This is a genomic window from Paenibacillus wynnii, assembly GCF_030812855.1.
GTDB classification, from domain to species: domain Bacteria; phylum Bacillota; class Bacilli; order Paenibacillales; family Paenibacillaceae; genus Paenibacillus_AQ; species Paenibacillus_AQ wynnii_A.
Genome location: NZ_JAUSTK010000005.1, coordinates 167904 through 192259 on the forward strand (window position 1 = coordinate 167904; position 24356 = coordinate 192259).

The 24356-nt window shown below is 43.4% G+C and carries 24 protein-coding genes; 16 read left to right on the plus strand and 8 right to left on the minus strand.

Annotated elements, in window-relative coordinates; genetic code table 11:
* Nucleotides 1-3 precede the first annotated feature (3 nt).
* The 7 genes from J2T20_RS07465 to J2T20_RS07495 all read left to right on the plus strand — a co-directional run bounded on the left by J2T20_RS07465 (nucleotide 4) and on the right by J2T20_RS07495 (nucleotide 8211).
* Entirely contained in the window at nucleotides 4-1221 is a 1218-nt protein-coding gene (locus J2T20_RS07465) for a response regulator (RefSeq protein ID WP_307587048.1), read from the plus strand.
* Between the two features lie 25 nt (nucleotides 1222-1246).
* The gene (locus J2T20_RS07470; RefSeq protein ID WP_307587050.1) at nucleotides 1247-1717 is read left to right on the plus strand and encodes a GNAT family N-acetyltransferase; all 471 of its coding nucleotides are present in this window, start codon (nucleotides 1247-1249) and stop codon (nucleotides 1715-1717) included.
* Nucleotides 1718-1955: 238 nt separating this feature from the next.
* Nucleotides 1956-3038 (plus strand): multiple monosaccharide ABC transporter substrate-binding protein, encoded by a 1083-nt coding sequence (chvE, locus tag J2T20_RS07475; protein WP_307587052.1) that lies wholly within the window; start codon nucleotides 1956-1958, stop codon nucleotides 3036-3038.
* Nucleotides 3039-3171: 133 nt separating this feature from the next.
* Nucleotides 3172-4701 (plus strand): multiple monosaccharide ABC transporter ATP-binding protein, encoded by a 1530-nt coding sequence (gene mmsA, locus J2T20_RS07480; protein ID WP_307587054.1) that lies wholly within the window; start codon nucleotides 3172-3174, stop codon nucleotides 4699-4701.
* A gap of 6 nt (nucleotides 4702-4707) precedes the next feature.
* Nucleotides 4708-5871, plus strand: coding sequence for a multiple monosaccharide ABC transporter permease (gene mmsB, locus J2T20_RS07485; protein WP_307587056.1), 1164 nt, complete (start codon nucleotides 4708-4710; stop codon nucleotides 5869-5871).
* A 118-nt stretch (nucleotides 5872-5989) separates the two neighbouring features.
* Nucleotides 5990-6616 (plus strand): TraX family protein, encoded by a 627-nt coding sequence (locus tag J2T20_RS07490; protein ID WP_307587057.1) that lies wholly within the window; start codon nucleotides 5990-5992, stop codon nucleotides 6614-6616.
* A gap of 83 nt (nucleotides 6617-6699) precedes the next feature.
* Entirely contained in the window at nucleotides 6700-8211 is a 1512-nt protein-coding gene (locus J2T20_RS07495; protein WP_307587058.1) for a copper amine oxidase N-terminal domain-containing protein, read from the plus strand.
* A 95-nt stretch (nucleotides 8212-8306) separates the two neighbouring features.
* Here the strand turns inward: J2T20_RS07495 and J2T20_RS07500 are convergent, their stop codons facing one another.
* Nucleotides 8307-9713, minus strand: a complete 1407-nt coding sequence (locus J2T20_RS07500) for a metallophosphoesterase (protein WP_307587059.1) — start codon at nucleotides 9711-9713, stop codon at nucleotides 8307-8309.
* A 153-nt stretch (nucleotides 9714-9866) separates the two neighbouring features.
* Here J2T20_RS07500 and J2T20_RS07505 point away from each other — a divergent pair, with 153 nt between their 5' ends.
* On the plus strand, nucleotides 9867-10466 hold the full coding sequence (locus J2T20_RS07505) for a nitroreductase family protein (RefSeq protein ID WP_307587061.1): 600 nt from the start codon (nucleotides 9867-9869) through the stop codon (nucleotides 10464-10466).
* Nucleotides 10467-10554: 88 nt separating this feature from the next.
* On the opposite strand, the gene J2T20_RS07510 is transcribed toward J2T20_RS07505, so the two are convergent.
* The gene (locus J2T20_RS07510) at nucleotides 10555-11727 is read right to left on the minus strand and encodes a peptidylprolyl isomerase (protein ID WP_307587063.1); all 1173 of its coding nucleotides are present in this window, start codon (nucleotides 11725-11727) and stop codon (nucleotides 10555-10557) included.
* Between the two features lie 197 nt (nucleotides 11728-11924).
* Nucleotides 11925-12266 carry a LytTR family transcriptional regulator DNA-binding domain-containing protein gene (locus J2T20_RS07515; RefSeq protein ID WP_307587065.1) on the minus strand — a complete coding sequence of 114 codons (342 nt, stop codon included), beginning with the start codon at nucleotides 12264-12266 and terminating at the stop codon, nucleotides 11925-11927.
* Between the two features lie 216 nt (nucleotides 12267-12482).
* Here J2T20_RS07515 and J2T20_RS07520 point away from each other — a divergent pair, with 216 nt between their 5' ends.
* Nucleotides 12483-13589 carry a lactonase family protein gene (locus J2T20_RS07520; RefSeq protein WP_307587067.1) on the plus strand — a complete coding sequence of 369 codons (1107 nt, stop codon included), beginning with the start codon at nucleotides 12483-12485 and terminating at the stop codon, nucleotides 13587-13589.
* Between the two features lie 110 nt (nucleotides 13590-13699).
* Here J2T20_RS07520 and hfq read toward each other — a convergent pair whose 3' ends face one another.
* Entirely contained in the window at nucleotides 13700-13921 is a 222-nt protein-coding gene (gene hfq, locus J2T20_RS07525) for an RNA chaperone Hfq (protein WP_157261215.1), read from the minus strand.
* Between the two features lie 112 nt (nucleotides 13922-14033).
* On the opposite strand from hfq, the gene J2T20_RS07530 reads away from it, so the two are divergent.
* Nucleotides 14034-14684: a phosphatase PAP2 family protein gene (locus J2T20_RS07530; protein WP_307587069.1), complete on the plus strand. Its 651-nt coding sequence runs from the start codon at nucleotides 14034-14036 to the stop codon at nucleotides 14682-14684.
* A gap of 34 nt (nucleotides 14685-14718) precedes the next feature.
* Here J2T20_RS07530 and J2T20_RS07535 read toward each other — a convergent pair whose 3' ends face one another.
* Nucleotides 14719-15189 carry a hypothetical protein gene (locus tag J2T20_RS07535; RefSeq protein ID WP_307587070.1) on the minus strand — a complete coding sequence of 157 codons (471 nt, stop codon included), beginning with the start codon at nucleotides 15187-15189 and terminating at the stop codon, nucleotides 14719-14721.
* Nucleotides 15190-15302: 113 nt separating this feature from the next.
* Between J2T20_RS07535 and J2T20_RS07540 the strand changes: the two genes are divergently transcribed.
* From J2T20_RS07540 to J2T20_RS07550, 3 genes are all read left to right on the plus strand, one after another.
* Nucleotides 15303-16334: an FUSC family protein gene (locus J2T20_RS07540; protein WP_307587072.1), complete on the plus strand. Its 1032-nt coding sequence runs from the start codon at nucleotides 15303-15305 to the stop codon at nucleotides 16332-16334.
* A gap of 61 nt (nucleotides 16335-16395) precedes the next feature.
* Nucleotides 16396-18753: an RNA polymerase recycling motor HelD gene (helD, locus tag J2T20_RS07545; RefSeq protein WP_307587073.1), complete on the plus strand. Its 2358-nt coding sequence runs from the start codon at nucleotides 16396-16398 to the stop codon at nucleotides 18751-18753.
* Nucleotides 18754-18880: 127 nt separating this feature from the next.
* Nucleotides 18881-20161 carry an MFS transporter gene (locus J2T20_RS07550; RefSeq protein ID WP_307587075.1) on the plus strand — a complete coding sequence of 427 codons (1281 nt, stop codon included), beginning with the start codon at nucleotides 18881-18883 and terminating at the stop codon, nucleotides 20159-20161.
* Here the strand turns inward: J2T20_RS07550 and J2T20_RS07555 are convergent.
* Nucleotides 20146-20424: a hypothetical protein gene (locus J2T20_RS07555; RefSeq protein WP_307587076.1), complete on the minus strand. Its 279-nt coding sequence runs from the start codon at nucleotides 20422-20424 to the stop codon at nucleotides 20146-20148. The genes J2T20_RS07550 and J2T20_RS07555 overlap by 16 nt on opposite strands.
* 971 nt (nucleotides 20425-21395) lie before the next feature.
* Nucleotides 21396-22043 (minus strand): fructose-6-phosphate aldolase, encoded by a 648-nt coding sequence (gene fsa, locus J2T20_RS07560; protein ID WP_307587077.1) that lies wholly within the window; start codon nucleotides 22041-22043, stop codon nucleotides 21396-21398.
* A gap of 249 nt (nucleotides 22044-22292) precedes the next feature.
* Here fsa and J2T20_RS07565 point away from each other — a divergent pair, with 249 nt between their 5' ends.
* Entirely contained in the window at nucleotides 22293-22784 is a 492-nt protein-coding gene (locus J2T20_RS07565; protein ID WP_307587078.1) for a hypothetical protein, read from the plus strand.
* Between the two features lie 110 nt (nucleotides 22785-22894).
* Nucleotides 22895-23377, plus strand: a complete 483-nt coding sequence (locus J2T20_RS07570; RefSeq protein ID WP_307587080.1) for a GNAT family N-acetyltransferase — start codon at nucleotides 22895-22897, stop codon at nucleotides 23375-23377.
* Nucleotides 23378-23395: 18 nt separating this feature from the next.
* Here the strand turns inward: J2T20_RS07570 and J2T20_RS07575 are convergent, their stop codons facing one another.
* The gene (locus tag J2T20_RS07575; protein WP_307587082.1) at nucleotides 23396-23593 is read right to left on the minus strand and encodes a hypothetical protein; all 198 of its coding nucleotides are present in this window, start codon (nucleotides 23591-23593) and stop codon (nucleotides 23396-23398) included.
* 81 nt (nucleotides 23594-23674) lie between these two features.
* Between J2T20_RS07575 and rpiA the strand changes: the two genes are divergently transcribed.
* The gene (rpiA, locus tag J2T20_RS07580; protein WP_307587234.1) at nucleotides 23675-24349 is read left to right on the plus strand and encodes a ribose-5-phosphate isomerase RpiA; all 675 of its coding nucleotides are present in this window, start codon (nucleotides 23675-23677) and stop codon (nucleotides 24347-24349) included.
* Nucleotides 24350-24356: the final 7 nt, after the last annotated feature.

Consider the following 24356-nt stretch of genomic DNA (forward strand, 5'->3'; position numbering starts at 1 on the left):
GCTATGGAACGCTGGAGAGTTATGATTGCGGATGATGAGTACATCATTCGAGAAGGAATTCGGCAGTCGGTGGATTGGGAAGGCCTGGGGCTGCAGGTTGTAACGGAAGCGGAGGATGGCGAGGAAGCGCTGGAAAATGCCCTGAAGCACAGTATTCATATTGCGCTCGTTGACCTTAATATGCCTATTATGCACGGAATCGAGCTAATGAAAAATCTTAGAGAGAAACTGCCAGCCTGCAAGATCATTGTGATTACTGGACATGATGAGTTTACTTACGCTCAGGAATCGATTAGACTCCAAGTTAATGATTATATTCTTAAGCCTGCTGATCCAAAACAACTGACACAGGTGATACGGGGGATAAGGGATGAGCTGGAATCCGAGCGACAGAAGAGTCAGCATTTGGAGCAGGCCTCCAGGCAAATCCTGAAAAATTTCCCGTTGCTGCGTGAGCGCTTCTGTCAGGAATGGCTCGACGGCAACTTGAGTCCGTCCGAGATTATGGAACAGCTCAACTTTTTGCAATTGCCTTTAATTCGTCCTGAATTGCTAGGCATTATCCGCTGGCGTTGGGAAGTACAGAACTCAGGAATGAAGGAGAACGAACGGCAGCTGTTTTTGTTTGCGATAGAGAATATTACCATGGAGTTATTAAATGAATATCCTAAAGCTATTTTTCGTGATACTACCGGTCTAATTGTTGTTCTTTTATGGGAGAATAACGCAGAGGCCGTGCTGGCACGTGTGGAACAAGAGGTCCGACTTCACCTGAAGATCGCCGTAGAGGTTGGTATTGAGCTGGTTGAGGGAGACATTACAGAGCTTTCTGCCGCCTACCGCAAGTGTAGAGTAACTCTTTCTAAGGAAGTGCCGTTATCCCCTTTAGTCCGAAGAGCGAAGCAATACATGCTAGAGCATTACAGCGAATATGGCTTGACTCTGGATTCAATGGCAGGCATGCTGCAGGCTTCTCCGGTTTATCTCAGCAGGCTGTTCAAGCAGGAACTAGGCACGTCCTTTGGGGCTTATTTGACACAGATTCGAATTCGGAAGGCTGCACAGTTGTTGAATGCAACGGATATGAGTGTTAATGAAGTTGCAGAGCGGACAGGTTATGAGACTCAGCATTATTTCAGTACCTCTTTTAAAAAGCAAACGGGTGTATCTCCTCTGCAATTCCGCAAAGGGGCAACTCCGGAAGATGGCAGTGTAACTTAGGTAAACAAGGAGTTGTTACAATTAGATGAAAGAGATTACTCTTCGCAAGTCCCAGAATTCAGATGTTGAGACCCTCGCTAATTTACGGGCTATTGTACTTCGTGATGATTTAACTAGGTTGGGAAGGTTTGATGAAGAGAAAGTTCGCCAACGATTCCGTAATGCATTTGAAGCCGTTTATACTTGGATCATTGAGGCAGACGCTTCTTTTGTGGGCTGCATAGCTTTTAAACCGACGTTAGAGGGTTTTTTATTGGAACATTTTTATATTCAACCCCTTTACCAAGGTAATGGAGTCGGCAGTCAAGTATTAAAAAAACTGCTTGAACAAAATGATGTAAAAGGAAAACGTGTAACATTGAATGTTCTACAAGGCAGTTCTGCTAGACGTCTTTATGAACGGTTTGGTTTTAAAGTAGATCGAGAGGATCCCATAGACGTTTACATGTCTGTAAAAGTAGAGGGGGTTTCCAGCACCGTCGTCGAAGGAATGTAATACGGCTCTCCCTAAAGTGTTGCTCTAAAGATAAGGGTGTTCCTTTAGCCATTTATATGGTGATTGGAACTCCCTTATTTTTTGCGCCTATTTATGAAAACGCTAACAAAGGTTCGATTTTTATAAAAACAGTAGTTTCATTGTAAATACCACACCCACACTGCCTTGCTATACTCAACTTGTCAAACGAAGCATTGGCTTTCGTAAAGACAAAGAATAGTTCAGGGGGTATTGCCAAATGAAAAAGTATTCATGGATGATGTTGACGATGGCACTTGTACTTATTTTATCCGCTTGTGGAAATGGTTCTAGTGGCAGTTCTGAAGGAGACAAAGGTAAGGTCGGGATTGCAATGCCTACCAAATCTTCGGAGCGTTGGGTTAATGACGGCAACAACATGGTAAAAGAGTTCGAGAAGCTGGGTTATGGTACTGACCTTCAATATGCTGAGGACGTAGTTGAGAATCAGGTTTCCCAAATTGAGAATATGATCACTAAAGGCGTAAATGCAATTGTAATCGCTTCAATCGACGGCGAGGCTCTGACAGATGTCCTGCAAAAAGCACATGATGCCAACGTAAAAGTTATCGCTTATGACCGATTAATCAAAAAAAGTGAATATGTAGACTATTATGCTACTTTCGATAACTTTAAAGTCGGAGTGCTTCAAGGCTCATACATTGAAGAAAAACTTGGACTGAAAGAAGGCAAGGGACCTTTCAATATTGAGCTGTTCGGCGGTTCCCCGGATGATAACAATGCTTACTTCTTCTTTGATGGAGCAATGTCCATCCTGAATCCTTATATTGAATCCGGTAAATTGGTTGTTCGCAGTAAACAGACAACTATGGATCAAGTTGCCACCCTTCGTTGGGATGGAGCAGCAGCTCAAGCCCGTATGGATAACCTGCTGAGCGCGAACTATGCTTCCGACAATCTGGATGCAGTACTTTCACCTTATGATGGTATCAGTATCGGTATTCTCTCCTCGCTTAAAGGTATTGGTTATGGTTCAGGAGACAAGAAGCTTCCAGTTGTAACAGGTCAAGATGCTGAGCTTGCTTCCGTGAAATCTATCTTGGCTGGCGAACAGACACAAACCGTATTTAAAGATACTCGTGAGCTTGCAAAGAAAGCGGTTGAGATGACTGAAAGCGTGCTTAAAGGAACAGAAGCAGAAGTGAATGATACAAAAACCTATGACAATGGTGTCAAAATCGTACCTGCATATTTGCTGGAGCCGGTATCTGTTGATGCTACTAATCTAGATAAGGTTCTCGTAGAAGGCGGATATTACACTAAAGATCAACTCGGTCAATAATTAGCCGGTAATGGATATCCAGTGATCTACTTAGTTAACTGGATAGAAAAAATGAGGATGCGGCGGTGGGTCTGAATAAAGCCCGCTTGCCGCTTCCGTTATTACAGTCACAAGGAAAGCTGGGTGAAAAGCATTGACAGACTACATTTTGGAGATGAAGGGAATAACCAAAACGTTTCCCGGGGTTAAGGCACTCTCAAATGTTAACTTAAAGGTTAAAGAGGGCGAAATTCACGCTTTATGCGGAGAGAATGGCGCCGGTAAATCTACTCTGATGAAAGTGCTCAGCGGTGTGTATCCTCACGGAAACTATGATGGAGATATTTTATACAAAGGACAGGTCTGCCAGTTCAAAGATATAAAGGATAGCGAAAGTCTTGGGATTGTTATTATCCATCAAGAACTGGCGTTAATTCCGTATTTGTCGATTTCGGAAAACATCTTCCTCGGGAATGAGCAGGCGAAGCGTGGGGTGATCAACTGGAACGAAACGACGGTTAAGACAAGAGGACTGCTGCAAACCGTCGGCCTTAAGGAATCGCCGTTTACACAGGTATCTACTATCGGGGTCGGTAAACAGCAACTGGTAGAGATCGCAAAAGCACTCTCCAAGGAAGTTAAGTTGCTTATTCTCGACGAACCCACTGCGGCACTCAATGAGGATGATAGTGAGAATCTGCTGGAGCTTATTTTGGAGCTCAAAAAACAAGGGATCTCGTCCATTATCATTTCGCATAAATTGAACGAAATCGAGAAGATAGCGGATTCTGTAACGATTCTTCGTGACGGCCAGACGATACAGACCCTTGATATGAAGAAAGATCAGGTTACCGAAGATGTCATTATCAAGGGAATGGTTGGGCGTGATCTGACGAATCGATATCCCGAACGTACTCCAGAGATTGGAGAAACAATCTTTGAAGTCCGGAACTGGAATGTGTACCATCCGACTCAACAGGATCGCAAAATGCTGAATAATATAAATATGAATATCCGCCGCGGTGAAGTGGTGGGGATCGCAGGGTTGATGGGTGCTGGGCGAACTGAGCTTGCCATGAGTGTCTTTGGCAGATCTTACGGTAAACGCATCAGTGGTCAAGTATTCATGCACGGTAAGGAAGTACATTTAACGGACATTAACAAGGCCATGGAGCATGGTTTAGCTTATGTTACTGAGGATCGCAAACATTATGGGCTTATTCTAATTGATGATATTAAGCGCAATATTTCTTTGAGCAGTCTGAAGAAGCTTTCCAAGTATGGTGTTATTAACGAGAACGAAGAGGTGCTGGTTGCGGAGGAATACCGTAGAAAGCTGAATATCAAATCACCAAGTATCTTGCAAAAAACAGTTAATCTCAGTGGTGGTAATCAGCAAAAGGTTGTACTGAGTAAATGGATCTATACGGGGCCGGATATTCTCATCTTGGATGAACCTACCCGTGGTATTGACGTAGGTGCCAAATATGAAATCTATTCAATTATCAATCAGCTGGCGTCTGAAGGTAAAGGTGTGCTAGTCATCTCCTCGGAGCTTCCGGAAATTCTTGGGATGTGTGACCGGATCTACATTATGAATGAAGGGCATATCAGCGGAGAAGTAGATCGTCAGGATGCGACGCAGGAGATATTAATGAAATACATGACACGAAGCAGGGGGTAATACCAAATGGGAGCCATAGGTGAACTTTTCAAAAAAAATATCCGCCAATACGGCATGATTATTGCACTGATCTTTATATCCATTTTCTTTCAAATCCTTACAGATGGAATTTTGCTAAAGCCGCTTAACGTAACTAACCTGATCCTCCAGAACAGCTATATTCTTGTGCTGGCAATCGGGATGGTGTTAGTCATTATTACCGGTCATATTGACCTTTCTGTAGGGTCGGTAGCCGCATTTATTGGTGCATTTTCAGCAATAATGATGGTGGACATGCAAATGAATCCGGTACTCGCCGTTATTCTATCCTTGTTAATGGGTGCACTTGTAGGTGCCTGGCAGGGGTTCTGGGTAGCCTATATCAAAATACCGGCATTCATTGTTACGCTGGCGGGAATGTTGTTGTTCCGTGGCTTGACAATGATCGTGTTAAATGGGCAATCGATAGCTCCTTTTCCGAAGTCATTCCAGAAAATCAGTTCGGGATTTATACCCGATCTATTTAATGGAAGTACGATGCATGTGCTAACGCTTGTAATAGGCGTCCTTCTTTCCACACTAGTTGTGTATCAGGAATTCAAAACCCGTAAAATTCAAGCCAAATACGGTTTCGAACAATCCTCAGTTTGGCTGTCTTTTGCTAAGTCAGCTGCGCTTGTCCTCGTAATTAATGCATTCACTTTTGTACTGGCTCAATATAACGGGATTCCGAACATACTCGTAATTCTGTTGGTGCTTATCGCTATATACTCCTTCGTGATGAATCGGATGACCATGGGCCGGCACATCTACGCATTGGGTGGTAATGAGAAGGCAGCAGGCCTTTCCGGTGTTAAAACGAAGCGAGTTACATTCTGGGTATTCGTTAACATGGGCGTATTAGCAGCCTTATCCGGACTTGTATTCGCAGCCCGACTGAACTCAGCAACACCTAAAGCGGGTACTAACTTCGAGCTTGACGCTATCGCCGCTTGCTTTATCGGTGGGGCCTCTGCTTCAGGGGGGATCGGAACCGTAATCGGGGCTATAATTGGTGGTCTCGTAATGGGTGTTATGAATAACGGGATGTCTCTCGTAGGTCTGGGTGTAGACTGGCAGCAAGGGATCAAGGGACTTGTGCTCCTGCTGGCAGTTGGATTTGATATCTACAATAAATCGAAAACCTCTTAATAGGATATTTATCTTCCCAGCCGCTTCCGATTCACCTCGGAGAGCGGCTTATTTTCGCAACTTGCGGAGATGGGCAAATCATTAGATAATATAAGGAAAAAAAAGAGGGAGGCCCCCCTTGCAGCTTATTGCCATGTTAACGATGCTGATTGACCATATCGGATATATCTTTTTTCCACAGGATATGGCTTGGAGGTATGTCGGAAGAATTGCTTTTCCGATCTATTGTTACGCCCTCGTTCAAGGGCATCTTCATACATCCTCCAAACCGAAATATTTATTACGACTGCTGTTGATTGCAGTTCTGGCACAGCTGCCCTATAATCTGGCGCTAGATCCTCATGGACTAAATGTCGTATTTACATTACTTTTGTCTGCTCTTGTCTTGGTAGTACTGGATCGTTTTCCAAACCCATGGCTTGGGTTAATAATGGTTGCTGGAGTTAGTGTTATTATGGATTATTTCCCTGTCGACTATGGAGCGTACGGGTTGCTGCTGGTGCTGATTTATCGCTATACCCAATCTTATTGGATGGTACTAGGTCATTTGTTACTGAATACCTTTTACTTATTCTATAGCGGTTGGGTTATACAGATGGCAAGCTTATTGCCTACATTTATCATTGTTTTCGTTCCAGCCTTTTGGGGACATTTAGAGAAGCGGCGTGTCCCACGAATAGCATGGTGGTCTTTTTACCCGGGGCACCTGTTGATACTAGCTTTAATAAAACTATATTCTAATTAAGTAAAAACTGATAATTTACAAATCTTACCCTTACTGAGATAATAAACAGGTTATCAAATTATCCCAGGTAGAGGAGAAATGTAATGAGGAAATTTATCGCACGCTCAAAATGGTTTGTCCCTTTCATCGCAGTATTATTAATCCTGGCAGGCTGTCAATCCATTGGTGGATTTGATACCACAAAAGCATTGATCGGAAACGTCGACATCAAATCATCAGAATCCAATATGACGTTCTCCTTAAATGCTGTACCTGCAGCTGGTATTAGCCAAGAGGATAAGGACATGATCGAACTTATCAATTCATTCTCCTTAAATGTTAGTCATGTTAAGCTTCAGGACAATGGTAATATTTCTGCCCAAGGTTCTGTGATTTTTAAAAAGTTGAACTTGCCATTCTCAGTATACTTAGATAAGGAAGCTGTGGTATTTACTGTAGAAGGTGCTAAGCAGCCATTCTACTACCCTATTGCTGACTATCAAGCATTGCTAGGTGAGGAAGGTCTGGATACTGCTAAGGCCGAGGAAGTATCCAAAATCATGACCCGCTTTGTGGTCAAGAACCTGCCGAATCCTTCCGTAATTCAGGTAAGCCCGGTTACAGAGGCTGTTTATGGAGAGCAAGTAAGCATGACTAAACTACATGCTGAAGTTACAGGAGAGGAATTTCCTGCACTTCTTAAAGCTTTCCTTAAATCAGTATCTAAGGATGCAGAAGGCTTAACAGAGCTTCTTAACGGTTTATATGATTATTTACTTCCTATCATTAAATCAGCTGGTGATTCTGCCGATGAGCTCTTAGGCTTGGGAGAAATTCCACTGGACAATAAAGAAGATGTTGTGACAGTCCTTCAAGATGCGGTAAAACTTGCAGTTGATGCTGTGTTGTTGGTTTATGACAAACAGCTAGATAACCTGTATGAAACCACACCGGAACTGAAGACTGTATTAAGCAAGGATACGAAACTAAGCGTGGACCTCTTTGTGGACAGCGGACTTCATGTTCGCAAGCAGAACGTGGAATTGAACGTAGCGCTGCCATCTAGCGAAGATCTTCCTTTGAAGAGTATTTCCTTCAAAGCGCAAAGTGAATCTTGGAATATCAACGGCAAGGTTACGGCTGATCAAATGAGTACTGAGGGTGCACTTGATTTATCTTCCATCCCGCTTACTCCAGGTCAAACCATGAGAAACTTTGATGTGAATTCAAATGCATATCGTATCCTGAAAGAGGATATGGGTATTACAAAAAAATCATTAGTTATCGCTCCTGATGATGAATATTATTATCCGGTTGTTGTTGGTAATACAACAATGGTTCCTCTTCGTTATGTAGCTCAAGATTTGGATGCCAAAGTAGAATGGGATGGAGCAAACCGCCAGATTATTGTAACGGATGATCTTAGCGGCAAAAAACTCAGTTTCAAAATTGGCTCAAATGTAGCTGTAATTGACGGAGTTAAGGTTAAGCTTGAAACCAAGGTATTCGTGGATGAGTATGGAGACACTTATGTACCGCTTCGTATCTTGGTAGAATCCTTACAAGCAACAATAGAAAAGGACAGCGACGGCTATATCTTAATTGATCGTGAATAGTTGTCATTGCTGTTACTATCTTTAAAACGTCCCAAACAATAAGCCCGGCACTCATACCGCATAACTGCGGAGGGAGTCGGGCTTCTTTTATCTGATTATCTTTTTGTCAGAACAACTTCCAGGGCCACATTATCTGGTTCCTTAGGGGCAATCATAGTCTGTATATAACCAGGAATGAACCCGTCAGTCACTTCATTCCATAACTTGAAACCCGGCATATCCATGAGGTCTGCAACGCGACTTCCAGCAGTCCCGGCAAAGTACCGTACATTTAGAGCAGACATGGCTTCGGCCATCGATACTTTTTGTTCTTCTGTAAAATCACTTTCTTTTAGACTGTTGTAAGCTTTGGTATACGAACCCTTTGCGAAGCTTTTTTCAGCATAAGCTTTGAAGCTTGTTAGATTAGGATCTGAAATTTTGTTAGCTTTAGCCCAACCTTCAACATTAACAGGCACCGACTTGTAGTTAACAGACCTAGTATTAGGATCAAAGGACATAGCCCCATATTGGTGAGGGTTAACTGCAAAAGCGCTGGTAGCGATATCATAAACGGGACTTAAGATAGAATCTGCTGATTTATTATTAGGGTCAGGATCAAGGCGTATATCTTGCATATGAATATGCCCTGATAAAGCTAGGTTAAGGCCGTTTTTGCGGAAATTCATCATGGTTTCCTGGCTGTTATTCAGCTTAAATCCGGAGATAGACATACTGGTATGGTCCAACAGGTTATGATGCAGAACAGTAATAATGGAGGCATGTTCCTTGGCTGCAGACTTCACAGACTCGTCTATCCATTTCAGAGTAGATGGAGCCACTCGTCCGTCCGTCTGGGGAAAGCCGAATTTACGGTTATTTGAGTATTGGCTGCTATCGATCATCAGGAGCCATAAACCTGGAGCGGCTCTTACTACATAGCTGAGCGTTTCCTTATCACGAAACAGTGCTTCATCATACCCATACTGACCGTACATTGTAGCAAATTCTTTATCCGTGATACTATCGACAACGATCTGTTTATCATCTTTAAAGGCTCTTGCCCAAGGATTAAATAGATCATGATTCCCAGGAATAACATAAACTGCGGTTCCTGCCTTTTCAATTCGGTGTAGCTTTTTTGTTAATTCTTCGTGACTGCTGCGTTCTCCATTATTCGTGATATCTCCACTAAGAATGATAAAGTTAGGCTTCTGCTGATTTATATCGTAGACAAAGGCTTCAGTAATCTCATCTATATAAGGAAGTAGCTTTCCGTCTCCTCCGTTCACATAGGTCTGGAAAGCTTGGCCTCCGTCCTGTAGTCCTTTATCCAGATAGTGAAGATCTGTAGCCACCCAGAAGGAAACGGCCTTACGATCTCCCATATTCGCTGTTGTTGTCGATAAGGAATTAGTAGAACCGGCGTCCTTACATCCTGCCAGACCGATACTTGCTGAAAGGATGAGCAGAGGGAGGAGAGGCCTTCCTTTTTTTAAAAGTGATGTTGTCCATAAATCCATTCCATATACCTTCTTTCAACACATTGGCTGATTCATTATAGCTTATCCAGGTTATTATATATATCGGAATAAAAAAACAAGAAATTAGGGACAATAGACGTTGGTCAGGAAATGTTGTGAACTAAATCTTAATTAAATGGAGGTAGTGAATTAATGCAGAGTAATTTCTTTGAGGCTGTTAAAACCAGACGGTCTGTATATGCGATCAGTAAAGAATCCCCTATATCCGATGCTAAAATCCAAGAGATTGTTGAAGAGGCGGTTCTACATAGCCCTACTTCGTTCAACTCCCAAACCTCTAGAGCTGTAGTTCTTTTGGGAGAGCAACATGATAAATTATGGGATATTACCACAGAAACCTTACGTAAGATTGTTCCTGCAGATCAATTTGAAGGTACTGCACAAAAGATGGGTTCATTTAAGAGTGGATACGGAACGGTCTTATTCTTTGAGGATCAGGCGGTTGTGAAGCAGCTACAGGAAAACTATGCAGCTTATGCTGATAATTTCCCGATCTGGTCCAATCAATCCTCAGGTATGCTTCAATTCGTAGTATGGACAGCATTTGCTGAAGTTGGCCTTGGGGCTTCATTGCAGCATTATAATCCGCTGATTGATGATGAAGTGAAAGAAACTTGGGGCATTCCCGCGGAATGGAAATTGATCGCTGAGCTTCCCTTCGGTTCGATCGCAGCTGCACCAGGTCCTAAGGAGTTCCAACCCATTGAACAACGTGTAAAAGTATTTAAATAATCAACAAATTCGAAAAAAGATCATTAAAAAGCATAAAAAAAGAAGGACAGGGCTCCTAGGCCTTGTCCTTCTTTGGTGTAGGGTAAAGTTATTCAGTAGCTGGCGCTTCGGTTGCTGCTGGAGCTTCTGTTGCTGCAGCGTCATCTTTAGGATCAGTAAGGGTATTAGTAATTTTTGCTTTCGTTGTGGTTTCTTCCAACCAGGTAGCGGACATTTCAGAAACTTTTTGAGTGATGAGGGTTTTGCGAACTTCTTCTTTTTTCTCTTCAAAAGTAGAAGTATGTGCTTCTTTACGATCTGTTACTTTAATAATATGGAAGCCGTATTCAGATTTCACAGCACCGCTGGTTTCTCCAACCTTCAGCTTGAAGGCTGCATCTCCGAAGCTAGGATCCATAGCTTCACGATTGAAGAAATCAAGATCACCGCCGTTGTCCTTCGAACCTGTATCTGTAGATTTTTCTTGAGCAAGTGCGGCGAAGTCAGCTCCATCCTTAAGTTGTTTCAGGATGGCATCTGCTTCAGCTTGGGTTTCTACGAGAATATGGGAAGCGCGAACCTGTTCTACAGTATCGTAAGTTGCTTTGTTATCTTCATAATATTTTTTAACTTCATCATCTGTAATCTTAATTTGCGGCTCTAAAATTTTACGCAGTTGAACTTGTATAGGCATTTGCTTCTTAAGATCATCAATGGTCATGCCGCTTTGACTAAGCGCAGAATTCAGGGCAGCTTCACCACCGAATTGAGTCTTGAGATCTTCAATTTCTGTATTAATATCCGCATCAGTTACTGCAGGCACATTGGCCTTTTTGGCTTCTTGTTCAACGATGGTGGTGGTAATCATTGATTTAAGAGTATTTTCGCCACCGGCTTCAACAAGTTTAGCGTATAACTGATCCTTCGTAATGTTTGTTCCGTTTACCGTAGCGACAGCTGCTTCACCGTCTGCTTTTTGGAAGGGAGGTTTAATTAGAACAACAATAAGTGCTGCTGCCAGAATCAGTGAAGCAACCATCCAGCCCTTATTGCTTTTTGGAGAGGATTCAACGACAGCAGGAGCTGCGCCTACTTTACTCATCACGGGAACGCTTTCCTCTATTTCCGCAGCAACAGAAGGCTCGGAGGTAATGACCTCTTCTACCACTGGGCTGGTTTCCTCGACGAGAGGACCTTCAATTTCGTTATCGGAAGCGTTGTGTTCTTCCGTAGTTCCGTTGTTTTCCAGATGTTCATTTTCGTTGTAGTCTTTTTTATCCATTAGTATTAATGACTCCCTTCAATATAGGTGTTGCCTGTCTTTCTACAACTTTATCAGAAAACTTCACATGATACCTTAAGAAAGTATAAAAAAGCACTTTTTCTTTTTAAGTTTTCATTAAGAAAAGCAAAAAACCGGAAGAATCACGGTTGCCCATGTTCTTCCGGCCTTTTGAATACGGGGAAATTACTAGCAATTTATGAGCTGAGTCGTCCTCTTAGGAGATGACGGATACTTTCCTGTTTCCGTCTCGGGACTCGAACTTGCTTCGCATACAAGCCCATTTCCCCAAAATAAATGCAGTCATCCTCGATGGAACTGATTTTGTTTAGATTGACATAACAGCCGCCGTTCACATGATAGAAACTTGAATGGGACATTAAACGATTCAATTGCTCGGCAGACATTCTCTTTTTAATGTTATAGTTTCTGCCGTGAAAAATGACTAGGTCGTGCTCTCCGACCTTAAAGAACAGAATGTCCGTTTCCACCTCGAAGTCCTCATATACATTTTTGGCTTCCAGCAGGATGCTACTCATTCATGTTCCCCCTTTATACGGAATAAAAGATTAATGTTAGCGCTTTCATCATATCATATTCCTGTAGGCTTGAGAAGCCTTATTTTTAAAATATTTTATGACATTTTATGCGTTGCATTTGTCATGGACGCTGAAAAATTGTAAATTATATTAATGGCTGATGCTGCGGCGGGAAGTCGGAGAACGAGTCTGCACCTTTGAAGGAGGAACAATATAATGAATAAACATGCAAAAATGCTGCTTTTTACAGGCTCCTATTCTGATAAAGCTGACGATGGTATTCAAGTATTTGAATTTAATGAAGAAGCCGGAGGGACACTGAGTCTGCTACATAAAGTAAAAGGGCTGACCAATCCAACGTTTGTGGAGGTAGATCCTGTCAGATTGAGATTGTATGCTATTGGAGAAAAGCCTAATGGTGAAGGTGGTAAGGAAGGGGAAGTAGCGGCATACGCGATCCATCCAGAGTCAGGGGAATTGAGTGAACTGAACCGCACAGCAACAATGCCTGCCGGAGGCAAAGGTCAGACGACAACCTGTCATATTTCCCGAGACGCGGAGAGTCAGTACCTAGTGGTATGCAGTTATCATGGAGGAAGCGTGGGTTTGCTCTCACTGGATGAAGACGGAAAGACCGGCCGATTGTGTGATGTAGCGGTTCATACAGGTCATGGGACTGATCCTGTTCGTCAGGATCGCCCGCATCCTCACTCTGCAATATTCAGTCCGGATGGACGTTTCATATTCGTTCCTGATCTGGGTCTTGATGTCATCCGAAGTTATAGTATTGACCGGCTTAATGGGAAATGGGTGTATCAAGGGGAAACAGTACTTCACTCCGGAGCTGGTCCTCGTCATTTCACCTTCCACCCGGACGGAAGATCAGCTTATGTCATTAATGAAGTGGATTCCACGATTACATCCTTTACCTATGATCCTGAGACAGGGCTCCTGAATACTATTATGACGGTATCTACATTGCCGGAAGATTTCATAGGAGACAATATTTGTGCTGAGATCACCCTGTCTGTGGATGGACGATTTGTATATGGGTCAAATCGGGGGATGGACAGTATTGTCGTATATGCTGTTGATCCAGCAACGGCGAAGCTTACTTTCATTGAGCATGTATCTACACGGGGAGGACATCCGCGACACTTCACGGTAACACCGGATGGCGGTTATCTCATTGTCGCCAACCGCGACGCTGACAATTTAGTGGTGTTCTCATTGGATAGAGATACAGGACGTCTTGCCTTTACAGGAAATACAGCTGAAGTATCCAAACCGGTATGTGTCAAACCGGCTTTGTTTAACCTATAGACAGGAAAGAACACCGGATTTAATGTCCGGTGTTCTCATTTTTAATGTGTTGTGGTAGAAATTGATGGATCAAACTGTGAAGTAAAGCAGAGTATAGATAAGATCTAATCTTACTTAAGAGAGACTGGCTTTAGGGGAACGATAGTAGATACTGCTGATTTGAACAGTACGTTCTGTCTCCCGTCACCCTGACCATGCAGTGTGATGGTAAAGGCGTCGTAAGAGGTTACAAGGCCCTGCATTTTGACACCGTTAGTTGTAAAAATCGTTACCGGTACCTTTGTGGATATGAATTGATTCAACAAACGTTCTTGCAGCTTGAGACTTTCCACTTGGCAGCACTCCATCTCCGTGAATTAATTTCTAAGCAAGTATACCACGGGAAAGTCTCTCTCAGGAAATGGGTTGGTGATGGGAGTAACAATTACTCATCGGGGGGCATTTATGAGTTCTGTGAAATATGGTTTTAGGGGATTTGTCCTGTTTATTGTATTTACTTTGGTTTTCGCAGCGATAGCTGTTCTGGTGGTAAATAACTGGGTGTCCAATCTAGATCTCTATATCATCAATAAAGTGCAGTCGGTGGAGTCGCCTTTTCTGACATCGCTGGCTAAAAGCTTATCTTTTGTAGGCTCTTCGCAATTGGCTCTTGAGCTTGCATTAATTACCATGGTGCTGCTCATTATTGTTGTAAGGCATCGGATGGAGCTTGTATTGTTTCTTTGGGTAGTGGTTCTTGGCTCTCAGATTCTGAATATGTTCCTGAAACTTCAGTTTCATCGTGCGAGACCTACTATATATCAAATGATCGAACAGGAAGGACATAGCTTTCCAAGCGGTCATTCCATGACAGCCTTTTCTTTGTACGTCGTAATCGCGTATCTACTGTGGCACTCTATAAGCTCAAAATCCGGGCGCAGATTATTGATCGCTGGAACGATTCTCATCACCACCGGAATCGGATGGAGTCGTGTTTATCTCGGTGTTCACTATCCCAGTGATGTAATAGGTGGATATACTGCCAGCGCAGCTTGGCTTATGCTTTCTATTGGATTCTTGCAGATGTACCGCGGATATCAAAACACACCTTCCTGAGAGTTCAAGAAGGTGTGAGGAGTTGCATTTCATTCTATTCGTGAAATATATCCATATTATTAATTTTAAGCTTTAAAATAATGGGGAGCTGTTCCTTGAGCTTCTTCGCTTCTAAATCGGTAATACGGCCTTCAGCTACGGCCTTATCCATATTCCGACCTGCGGACTCAGCCAATTTTTGTACATACTGATCCTCAGTCCAGCCTTTTTTCTCCAAAGCGAGCTGAGATAGCGTTTTTCCGGCTTTTAGATTCTCAACAAGGGAGGAAGGCTCCATTTCCAGCAGTCTGGAAGACTCCTTTATAATGAAATGCTTACCAGCACGGACTTTTCCGTCTTTACCATGGTGGTGCATATGCCGATGACTTGAATCCGGGGTAGTACGTGAGGGGGAAGGGGTTGCTTTCTCCGCTCCAGCACTTCCTGTAAATCCGGTTGATGGAGATAGGCAGAATAGAGTCGCTGTTATTGCCAGGGCAAGGATTTTTGTGATATTCTTACTCATTCTTACACCTCCTCTTTGGTGGGTTTTGGGCTGCTGCAGTATCATTATTCCCTAAATGGAAAATTTCAGGCTAAATAGGAGCAAGAAAGATATCAATTATAGGAGGGATGAATTTGGCTTTTGGCGCCCGCATACTTAAAACGGGAATGGCAGTGACTCTTGCTCTATACTTGTCCGCACTGCTTCAATTTCCATCTCCAGTTGGCGCGGCGATTGCGGCTATTTTTGCAATGCAGCCATCCATTTATCGTTCCTGGCGTTATTTTCTGGATCAGATCCAGACCAGTTCCATCGGGGCCGTGATTGCTCTTTTAGGCGGAATGCTTTTGTCTAATGAACCGATTGTTGTCGGTCTTGTATGTATTCTGGTCATTATGATTAGTATGAAGATGAACCGCGGGGACACTATAGGACTTACGCTTGTCACTGTAATTTCTGTTATGGAAGCCTCCGGGCAGTGGGAATTTGCACTGAACCGTTTCTTGCTGACACTTACAGGTATCATATCTGCCTTTTTAATTAATATTATTGTGTTCCCACCGAAGCCCCGGAAGCAATATATTCAGCAGATCGAGAATGTTTTTACAAGTTTATCTTTACTGCTGCGAACGGCGGTTTCCCATGAAATGAAAGAAAGCGTCTTTCGTGACGAGAAAAATGCACTTGAAGGCTCCATTAAATCACTAACTGATAAATACAGTCTGTTCGAAGAGGAGCAGAAACAACTCAGACGTCCTAAGTATAGCCAAACGCGACAGATGGTCGTGTACAAGAATTTGCTGGCGACCGTTCAAAAGGGCTATGAGGTACTAGAGGCGGTTGATCGTCATTATTTTCAGGCGGAGCGCACCGGACAAATTGATGAGCTCTTTGATCGACATCTAGAGCAATTAATCAAATATCATGAACATATCCTACTTAAATTTGAAGACAAGCTGAAGCCGAATACTACGGATACCCTTTTGCTCGGTGATGAGAATGACCGGTTTCTTGAGTCAGCTATTCTGGGGTATAATACTGAGAAATCCGGACAGCTTCGATTGTCTATCGTCGCAGCGGCTGTGTATGAATATGGTTACCAATTGGAAAGGTTGGATCGGGTAGCCGATCAAATTAACCGAATGGTTGAGGAGAAGGATAAATAGAGGTTTACACAGAAGACATGACAGATACTCGATGTCAACCTTTTAAAGGGGATGAAAAATAGTGACGAATAACGAAAGCCAATGGAAAGAAGAACAAGATCGAGTCAGTGGTGTTACTAAGCTTTTATCCAGCCGTATTCGAGTGTTATCTGAAGAACTCGGGCTCCACCGAACCGATGTAGTAGAAATGCGTAAAGATTTCTGGGAAGAGGTTACCGTGAACTTTAGTAGTCCAGATGATCTGGGTGAAACCTCTACAAGTCTTCGTCAGCAATCGCAGATTCTGTCAGAGCGCGAGCGGCATCATTTACAATCCAGTAAGGCACTGAAAAAATATAAAAAGCTGGTAGTCTCCCCTTATTTCGGCCGAATAGATTTTACTGAGAAACCTGATGGGAAGTCGGAACAGATCTATTTGGGTATCGGTTCTCTCATGGAGGAGGACGGGACTTTCCTGATTTACGATTGGCGAGCCCCCATATCGAGTCTTTATTACGACGGTGCACCTGGGCCGGCTGCCTATGATACCCCGAGCGGCATAGTATCGGGTACTATGGATCTAAAGCGCCAATTTGTTATAGATGAAGGTAATATAGAAGTTATGTTTGATACAGGTGTGACGATTGGGGACGAGCTGCTGCAGCAAGTTCTGAGCCATAGTGCGGATGACCGCATGAAAAGCATTGTAGCTACTATACAGAAGGAACAAAACGCCATTATCCGAAATGATAAAAGTCGAATGCTAGTCGTTCAAGGGGCAGCGGGTAGCGGTAAGACATCTGCCGCACTTCAAAGGGTAGCTTATCTGCTGTATAAATACCGTGAAGTCCTGCAGGCTGATCAAATGCTTTTATTTTCCCCAAATCCTCTATTTAACAGCTATGTATCAACAGTTCTGCCTGAACTGGGTGAAGAAAATATGCAGCAGACCACCTTTCAAATGTATCTGGAGCACCGATTGGGTCAGGAGTTCCAGCTGGAGGATGTCTTCACGCAGACAGAAAGTCTCCTAAATGCTCCTGATGTACCAACAGCGAGTATCCGCAGAGCAGGAATAACCTACAAATCCTCTGTATCCTTCCTAGATGTTATCCGCAGGTATGTTTTTCTGTTAGAACATGAAGGCATGCAGTTTAAGCCTGTCGTATTTCAAGGGCGCATTGTTGTAAGCAAGGAGGATATGCTCAAGAAGTTCTACGGCTTTGATCCCGCCATTAAGCTGGCTAACCGTATTGAGTTAATGACAGGCTGGCTGCTGAAGCAAATTTCCGACTTCGGTCATGTGGAACGTAGTGCGAGCTGGGTAGAGGATCAAATTGAGATGCTGGATTCGGATGAATATCATCGGGCCTATCAGATGATGCTGCGGAAGAAACGTGGGAAGGGAGAAACGTTCAATGATTATGATACGGAAAAAGAGTTGCTGGGACGTTATATTGTCAGCCAGCGTCTGAAGCCGTTGAGAAGATGGGTGAAACGTGGCCGTTTTGTAGATGTAAAAGGTCTGTACAGCTCATTATTCACGAATCTTGAACTCTTTGAACGTCTTAATGGCGATCAAGAACTTCCCCTTGAGTGGGATAATATATGTGCACAGACCTTAAGCTCCATTCATACTAATGAGCTTTCATATGAAGATGCTACACCTTTCTTATACTTAAAGGAGCTCAGTCAAGGCTTCCGAACCAATACATTAATTCGTCATGTTATCGTTGATGAGGTTCAGGATTATTCACCGTTTCAGCTTGAGTTCATGCGCAGATTGTTTCCACGCGCCAAAATGACCGTTCTCGGTGACCTTAATCAAGCCATCTACGCACAGGGTGAAGTACTTGGGGATCTGTCCAGCTTAGTCAGTGTGTATGGGGAAGAGAATACAGAAGTGATCTCGCTGACACGCAGCTACCGTTCGACGTATGAGATTGTAGAATTTACACGGGCTATGATTCCCGGAGGAGAACGGATCATTCCGTTTAATCGCCGTGGTGAAGAACCCCTGTTAAGTGTGGTCTCTACTGAGCAGGAGCTGCTCACTGCGGTGGAAGCTGATATTCGAGAACTACACTCGCGTGGGTTCCATTATGTAGCCGTTATCTGTAAAACAGCTGAGGAAAGCGAACAGGTCTGTACCCAATTAGAAGGAAAACTACAGGTGAGACTCGTTACGAAAGAGACCCCTAATTTTCAAAAGGGTACGCTTGTGCTGCCGGCTTATTTGGCAAAAGGAGTTGAATTCGATGCTGTCATTATCTATGACGGTTCGGATCAAAGATACAGCCGAGAAAGTGAACGGAAATTATTCTATACAGCTTGCACAAGAGCGATGCATTTACTTCATATATACAGCTTGGGTGAGGCAAGCCGCTTTTTACCAGTCGCCAAGTCTCAATCCTTAATTGCAGAGTCCGTGCAAGTCTAATATCACTCAACTCAATCGCTGGCCACCTTCCGTTTTATACGAGGGTGGTTTTTTATATTCATGAATAAAGGGGAAGATTTAAACCACAATAATGACTACTGCGAACAAAGACAAAGGTGGTCAGAACATGAAGGATAAAAAATGGGATCTGGTTGCATTGGCCTCCATTCCGCTAATTATGACCCTCGGGAACTCCATGCTTATCCCTATCTTGCCGCAAATATCTAAGGAACTGGATATATCAACGTTTCAAGTCAGTATGTTGATTACGGTTTTTGGGTTAGTGGCCATCATACTGATTCCTATTGCCGGCTTTCTCTCTGACCGTTATGGACGGAAAGTAGTAATATTACCGAGCCTTATCCTTGCAGGGTTAGGTGGAGCCATCTGTGTAGCGGCAGCTTTTTTTATGGACGGAATCACCGCTTACTGGGTCATTTTAGCAGGTCGATTTTTACAGGGAATCGGAGCCGCAGGTGCTTTTCCTATTGTTCTACCCTTTGTAGGTGACTTGTTCAATGATGAGAAGGAAATTAGCAAAAGCTTAGGAATTATCGAGACCTCCAATACTTTCGGCAAAGTTCTAAGTCCGATTCTAGGAGCGTATCTCGGAACACTGTTGTGGTATGCGCCTTTTATTGCAATTCCTATTCTCTGTTTTATATCCTTTCTGATGGTATTATTTCTAGTTAGTAAACCGGAAAAAGATGAAGATGCCGAGAAGCCGAACATCCGAGAATTCATGTCTGAAATCAAACGCGTTTTGCATAAAAAAGGCCGTTGGCTGTATGCTATTTTTGCGATAGGCGGTATCTGCATGTTCCTGATTTTCGGTGTTCTGTTTTATTTATCAGAGACACTGGAAACGAAATATCAATTACATGGGACTACAAAGGGTTTTGTTCTCGCAATTCCTCTTACACTCCTATGTCTATCCTCTTACGGCGGTGGGAAGATCATTGGTCAAAACAAAAGGCTGATGAAGTGGCTTGGCTTTGCCGGTATGGTGCTGCTTACAGCAGCAATGATTGTTGCCGGATTCGGGAAAGGGATTTTCTTTTTATTAAGCTTTCTAAGTTTGGTGGGGATCGGGATCGGAGTGGCGTTACCTTGCATGGATGCACTAATTACGGAGGGAATTGAAAAGGATAATCGCGGGACTATAACCTCCTTATATAGCAGTATGCGTTTTATCGGAGTGGCGGTGGGCCCACCCGTGGTTTCTCTGCTAATGCCGAGAGGACATTGGGTGTTATTCGGCAGCCTGGCTGCTGTGGGAGTCGTTGGCGGTTTACTGACCTTGTTCGCCGTAACACCGAGTGAAGACAAAACAGGGAAGAAGAGCGGTAGGCATAAGGATAAGTCAGGGCGGAATATACGCCATATTCGGCGTCAGCGGGCACGTTGATCATTGGATACTGAATAAGTAGATCTATGGGAACTTCGAGCATTAACAGCCAAATATGTGATATAAACCACCAATAGAATACCCGGAGCTAATGCAGAAAAACGGTACATGACGGCATAGCTGGTGAACATTGCGATGGAACCAAGGAGCAGGGTTCCCGTTGCCACCCCTAGGTTACTAGCCATTCCAAAACTGATGCCAAAGAGCATACGAAGTAGCAGCATGGTGTTGATGCTATCGGCCCGTTCCGAAGTCTTGTTCAAAGTTTCTTTCTCCTATTCTGGCACAACACCAAGATCAGTGCTTGACAGGTGAAGAGAAGGACAGAAATTCGTTACGCCCATAGAGGGGAGTTCATCCTCTATTTTTGCACCCGGCACCCCGTATGGTTTTCAAAATATACAGTTGCACAATGTACACTTATATTTCTCCCTTAGCACACTTTAGGGTGTTTAATTGCACTTTATACACTTATTTTTGGGTATTCCGGGGTTTAACCGGCATATTCATCTTTTTAGTTGCACAAAATACATCTATCCATACTTCCGAGCGCCAAAGGCTAGATATAAGTGTATAAAATACATCTATTTCACTGATTATCTCCGAGTTTTGGTAGCGTCAAGAAGTTTGTGTAAGAGAGAAGGAAGTAGTTTCTCGGGTGTTGTTTGTAGGTACACGATTTACCGTATTTGTAGCGGAAACCTGGGGAGATACTGCTACTCTCATACACAAGTATCTTAACGTTATCTCTTTGGGGCGGTATGCATAAAATTTTAGGAATATTCCCTATTTAATCCCAAATTCGTGGCGTTTCGTTCAGGATTAGCGGCATTTTCCTCTCTAATTCGACGATGGACTGGTCCGCAACCCGGATTCGGCTACCTGTAAGAGCGTAGTTTCCCCAAACCCGGTGAAACGGCAGGCGAAGTCAGAACGAAATCGTTCCCGACACAGTGACGTAAACGGAAAGTCAAGTTTCTGTATTGTGATAAATCAAATCTAACACTTCACGCAGCTCCTGAATTTGTTTTTGCTGCAATCCGGCCAGTGCAGCTGTTATATTCTCTTGTTCTATTGGAAGCGTGGTTTCTATTAATGCCTGCGTAACAAGTTAAATGGTCAATAAAGCCAACCAGTTATCTCCTGGTTGACCCAATAATATACAAAAGGCTGTCGCCTGAGTAGAAGTATCTACTTGGGTGACAGCCTTATTCTCTATTACAGGTAGTTTATCTTATGCTTGAGGAACGGATTCCCAATCCTTCAAGAAACGTTCGATACCATTATCAGTAAGCGGGTGTTTCCAGAGCGAAGGCAAGAGAGAGCCTGGGATGGTAGCAATATGTGCTCCAGCAATAGCGGCTTGCTCAACATGGGCAATGTTGCGAATACTTGCAGCAATGATTTCTGAAGTCATGCCGTAGTTGGTCAGGATGGTTTTCAAATCCTTGATCAGCTTCATGCCATCAACACCAATATCATCCAGACGGCCAACAAAAGGACTGATGTAGGTAGCTCCGGCTTTGGCGGCCATAAGGCCTTGAGCCGCGGAGAATACCAGTGTCACATTCGTCTTGATGCCTTTCTTGGTGAGCTCATAACAAGCTTCCAAGCCATCTTCGGTCATAGGCAGCTTAATAACAACATTCGGTGCCCACTCAGCGATTTCATAAGCTTCTTTAAGCATTTCTTCTGCTTTGAGACCAATAACTTCAGCGCTTACAGGTCCGGGTACGATCGCAACGATTTCTTTGATAACATCTTTAAAAAGTCTGCCTTCTTTAGCGATCAACGACGGGTTCGTCGTCACGCCATCCACTAATCCCAGGCGGGTAATACGTTTGATTTCCTCAATGTTTCCAGTGTCCAAGAAAAACTTCATTTCCGGTTATCCTCCCTTGAATTCCATATGGATTGACAAGCAGTCGTTCTAAAATACATTATGATACATGTCCAACAAAGTTTCAACTGTTAATTTGAATATTTCAAAATAACTTTATAGATTCCGATAGCTTCATATTGTACAATGAGATCGTTCAAATTAGATTGGGGACTGCTAAATCAGGGTATTGATGTTAATATATTATCGATGTAATTCGTTTTTTAGAAGAAACGGGATGGTGGCTGACGGATGATATACATTTTATTGGCTGTTGTTTTCTTATTGTTGGCTGCAGGCGGAATATTAGCTTATAAAAATAGTAAATTGATAATTAGTCGTGATGAATCTGGCGCTGCACCCCGTAGTACCTCATTAACATATTCCGTATATAATTACTCTGCAGCAGATCTGGACGTGAAATCAGAGGCCGTTGCGCTGTTTCAACTGACGGTTTTGACAGATGCCCACGCAGTCCCTTCGACAGAGTCCGATGAGGCTGCACTAACCCTTTGCAGGGTTACTGAGGGCAAAGGTGAAATGGTACTGGAGGATGGACAGAGTTGGATGCTGAACCATATTAGACAAGCTGCTGTCAGAGGCCTCCTGATACAGTATGAAGCTTTTATAGATAAAGTCCGGGGTACCGATGAGATGGAGTTGATCGTCAACTTAGAGAAAGCTGCAAAGGAGGTAGCCTATCTTGCAAATCAACATTTATTACGAAATGGCAAGGGGATATAGATTTTATTTGTTATGCGAATGAAAATGCAGAATTGTATGACACACAGCTTAGCCTTTATAATGATCGTATATAGAACACGTAATAACAATGGCTCTGGAGGGGGAAGTTAGTGATACCGGTAACAGATGTGAACTTTGTTGTAGTCCAGTCAGATCATACTGATTTAAGGGCGCTTATTGAGCATTTGGACATAGATCTGAAGCAACGATATCCTCACGAGAATATCTATGGCGTCGACTTTGAAGACCCAAAGGTAAGGGAAATGATTTTTGTGGTTGGTTATTTAAATGAGAAACCGGTGGGGTGTGGGGGATTGCGGCCACTGGATGATTTGCACTTAATGACTCCTGCGATGGAACTGAAACGTTTTTATGTCGACCCCAACTCCCGCAAGATGGGAATAGCTACGAATATGCTACTGTTCCTCGAAGAGAAGGCAGTGGTTTCAGGTTATAGGGAGATTAGACTGGAGACAGGGATCAAACAGCCGGAAGCCATTGCACTTTATGTCAAGCACGGCTACCAGCCTATTGATCTGTACGGCCCTTATGTGGGAGATCCAGACAGTCTCTGTTACGGGAAAGTTCTGTAATTAGGCTAAACCTCACATTTAGGCATGATATTTACCTACAGGTGCATTCATGACCCATTCCAGCATCATCAGCATGTCTTCGAGACGGGTGAGCTGGGCTTTAAGGTTATCCTGCTGCGGACTGTTTTCTTCTAATGGCGTCAGACGTGATTCCAGTGCTCTGCGCTGAAGTGTGAGTTCATTGATTTTAGATTGGATCTGGTTTTCGGTTCTCATCTGAAATCCTCCTATTCTTGGGTTTATCACAATTTCAATATAGATCATTATAACGGATAACATGGGGGTATTTAAATGAGTATCAATGTTAAGCAGTTGGCCGCAGAAAAAGCAGTAGAGTATGTGCAGGATGGAATGAAGGTGGGTCTGGGTACGGGGTCGACAGCCTACTGGGCTATACGCAAGCTAGGAGAACGTGTCAGTGAAGGGTTGAAAATTACCGCAGTCGCAACATCCCAAGCTTCTGAGGATCAAGCACGCGAGCTGGGAATCCCTCTTGTGGCCTTCGGGGATATTGATAGTCTGGATTTGACGATTGACGGAGCGGACGAGTTGGATAGTAAGCTGCAGTTAATCAAAGGCGGTGGAGGTGCACTGCTCCGCGAAAAGATCGTAGCCAGTAATAGCACACGGATGATCGTTGTTGCCGATGAAAGCAAAGCCGTAACCACACTTGGGAAATTCCCGCTTCCGGTAGAGATTATTACTTTTGCCAGGGAATGGACCGTTGCGGAGTTGGCTAAGCTGGGCTGTAAGCCAGTGCTTCGTAAGAACGGAGACGAGTTATATAAGACAGACAACGGTAATTACATAGCAGACTGCCATTTTGAAGCTATTGATTCGGCTGCTGATCTTGCACTTAAATTGCAGGGGATTCCTGGAGTTGTGGAGCACGGGTTGTTTATTGGAATCGCAGATTTAGCTATCATCGGCAAAAACGATGGAAGTATTGAAATTATTGAAGGCGTACAGTAGTGCCGAT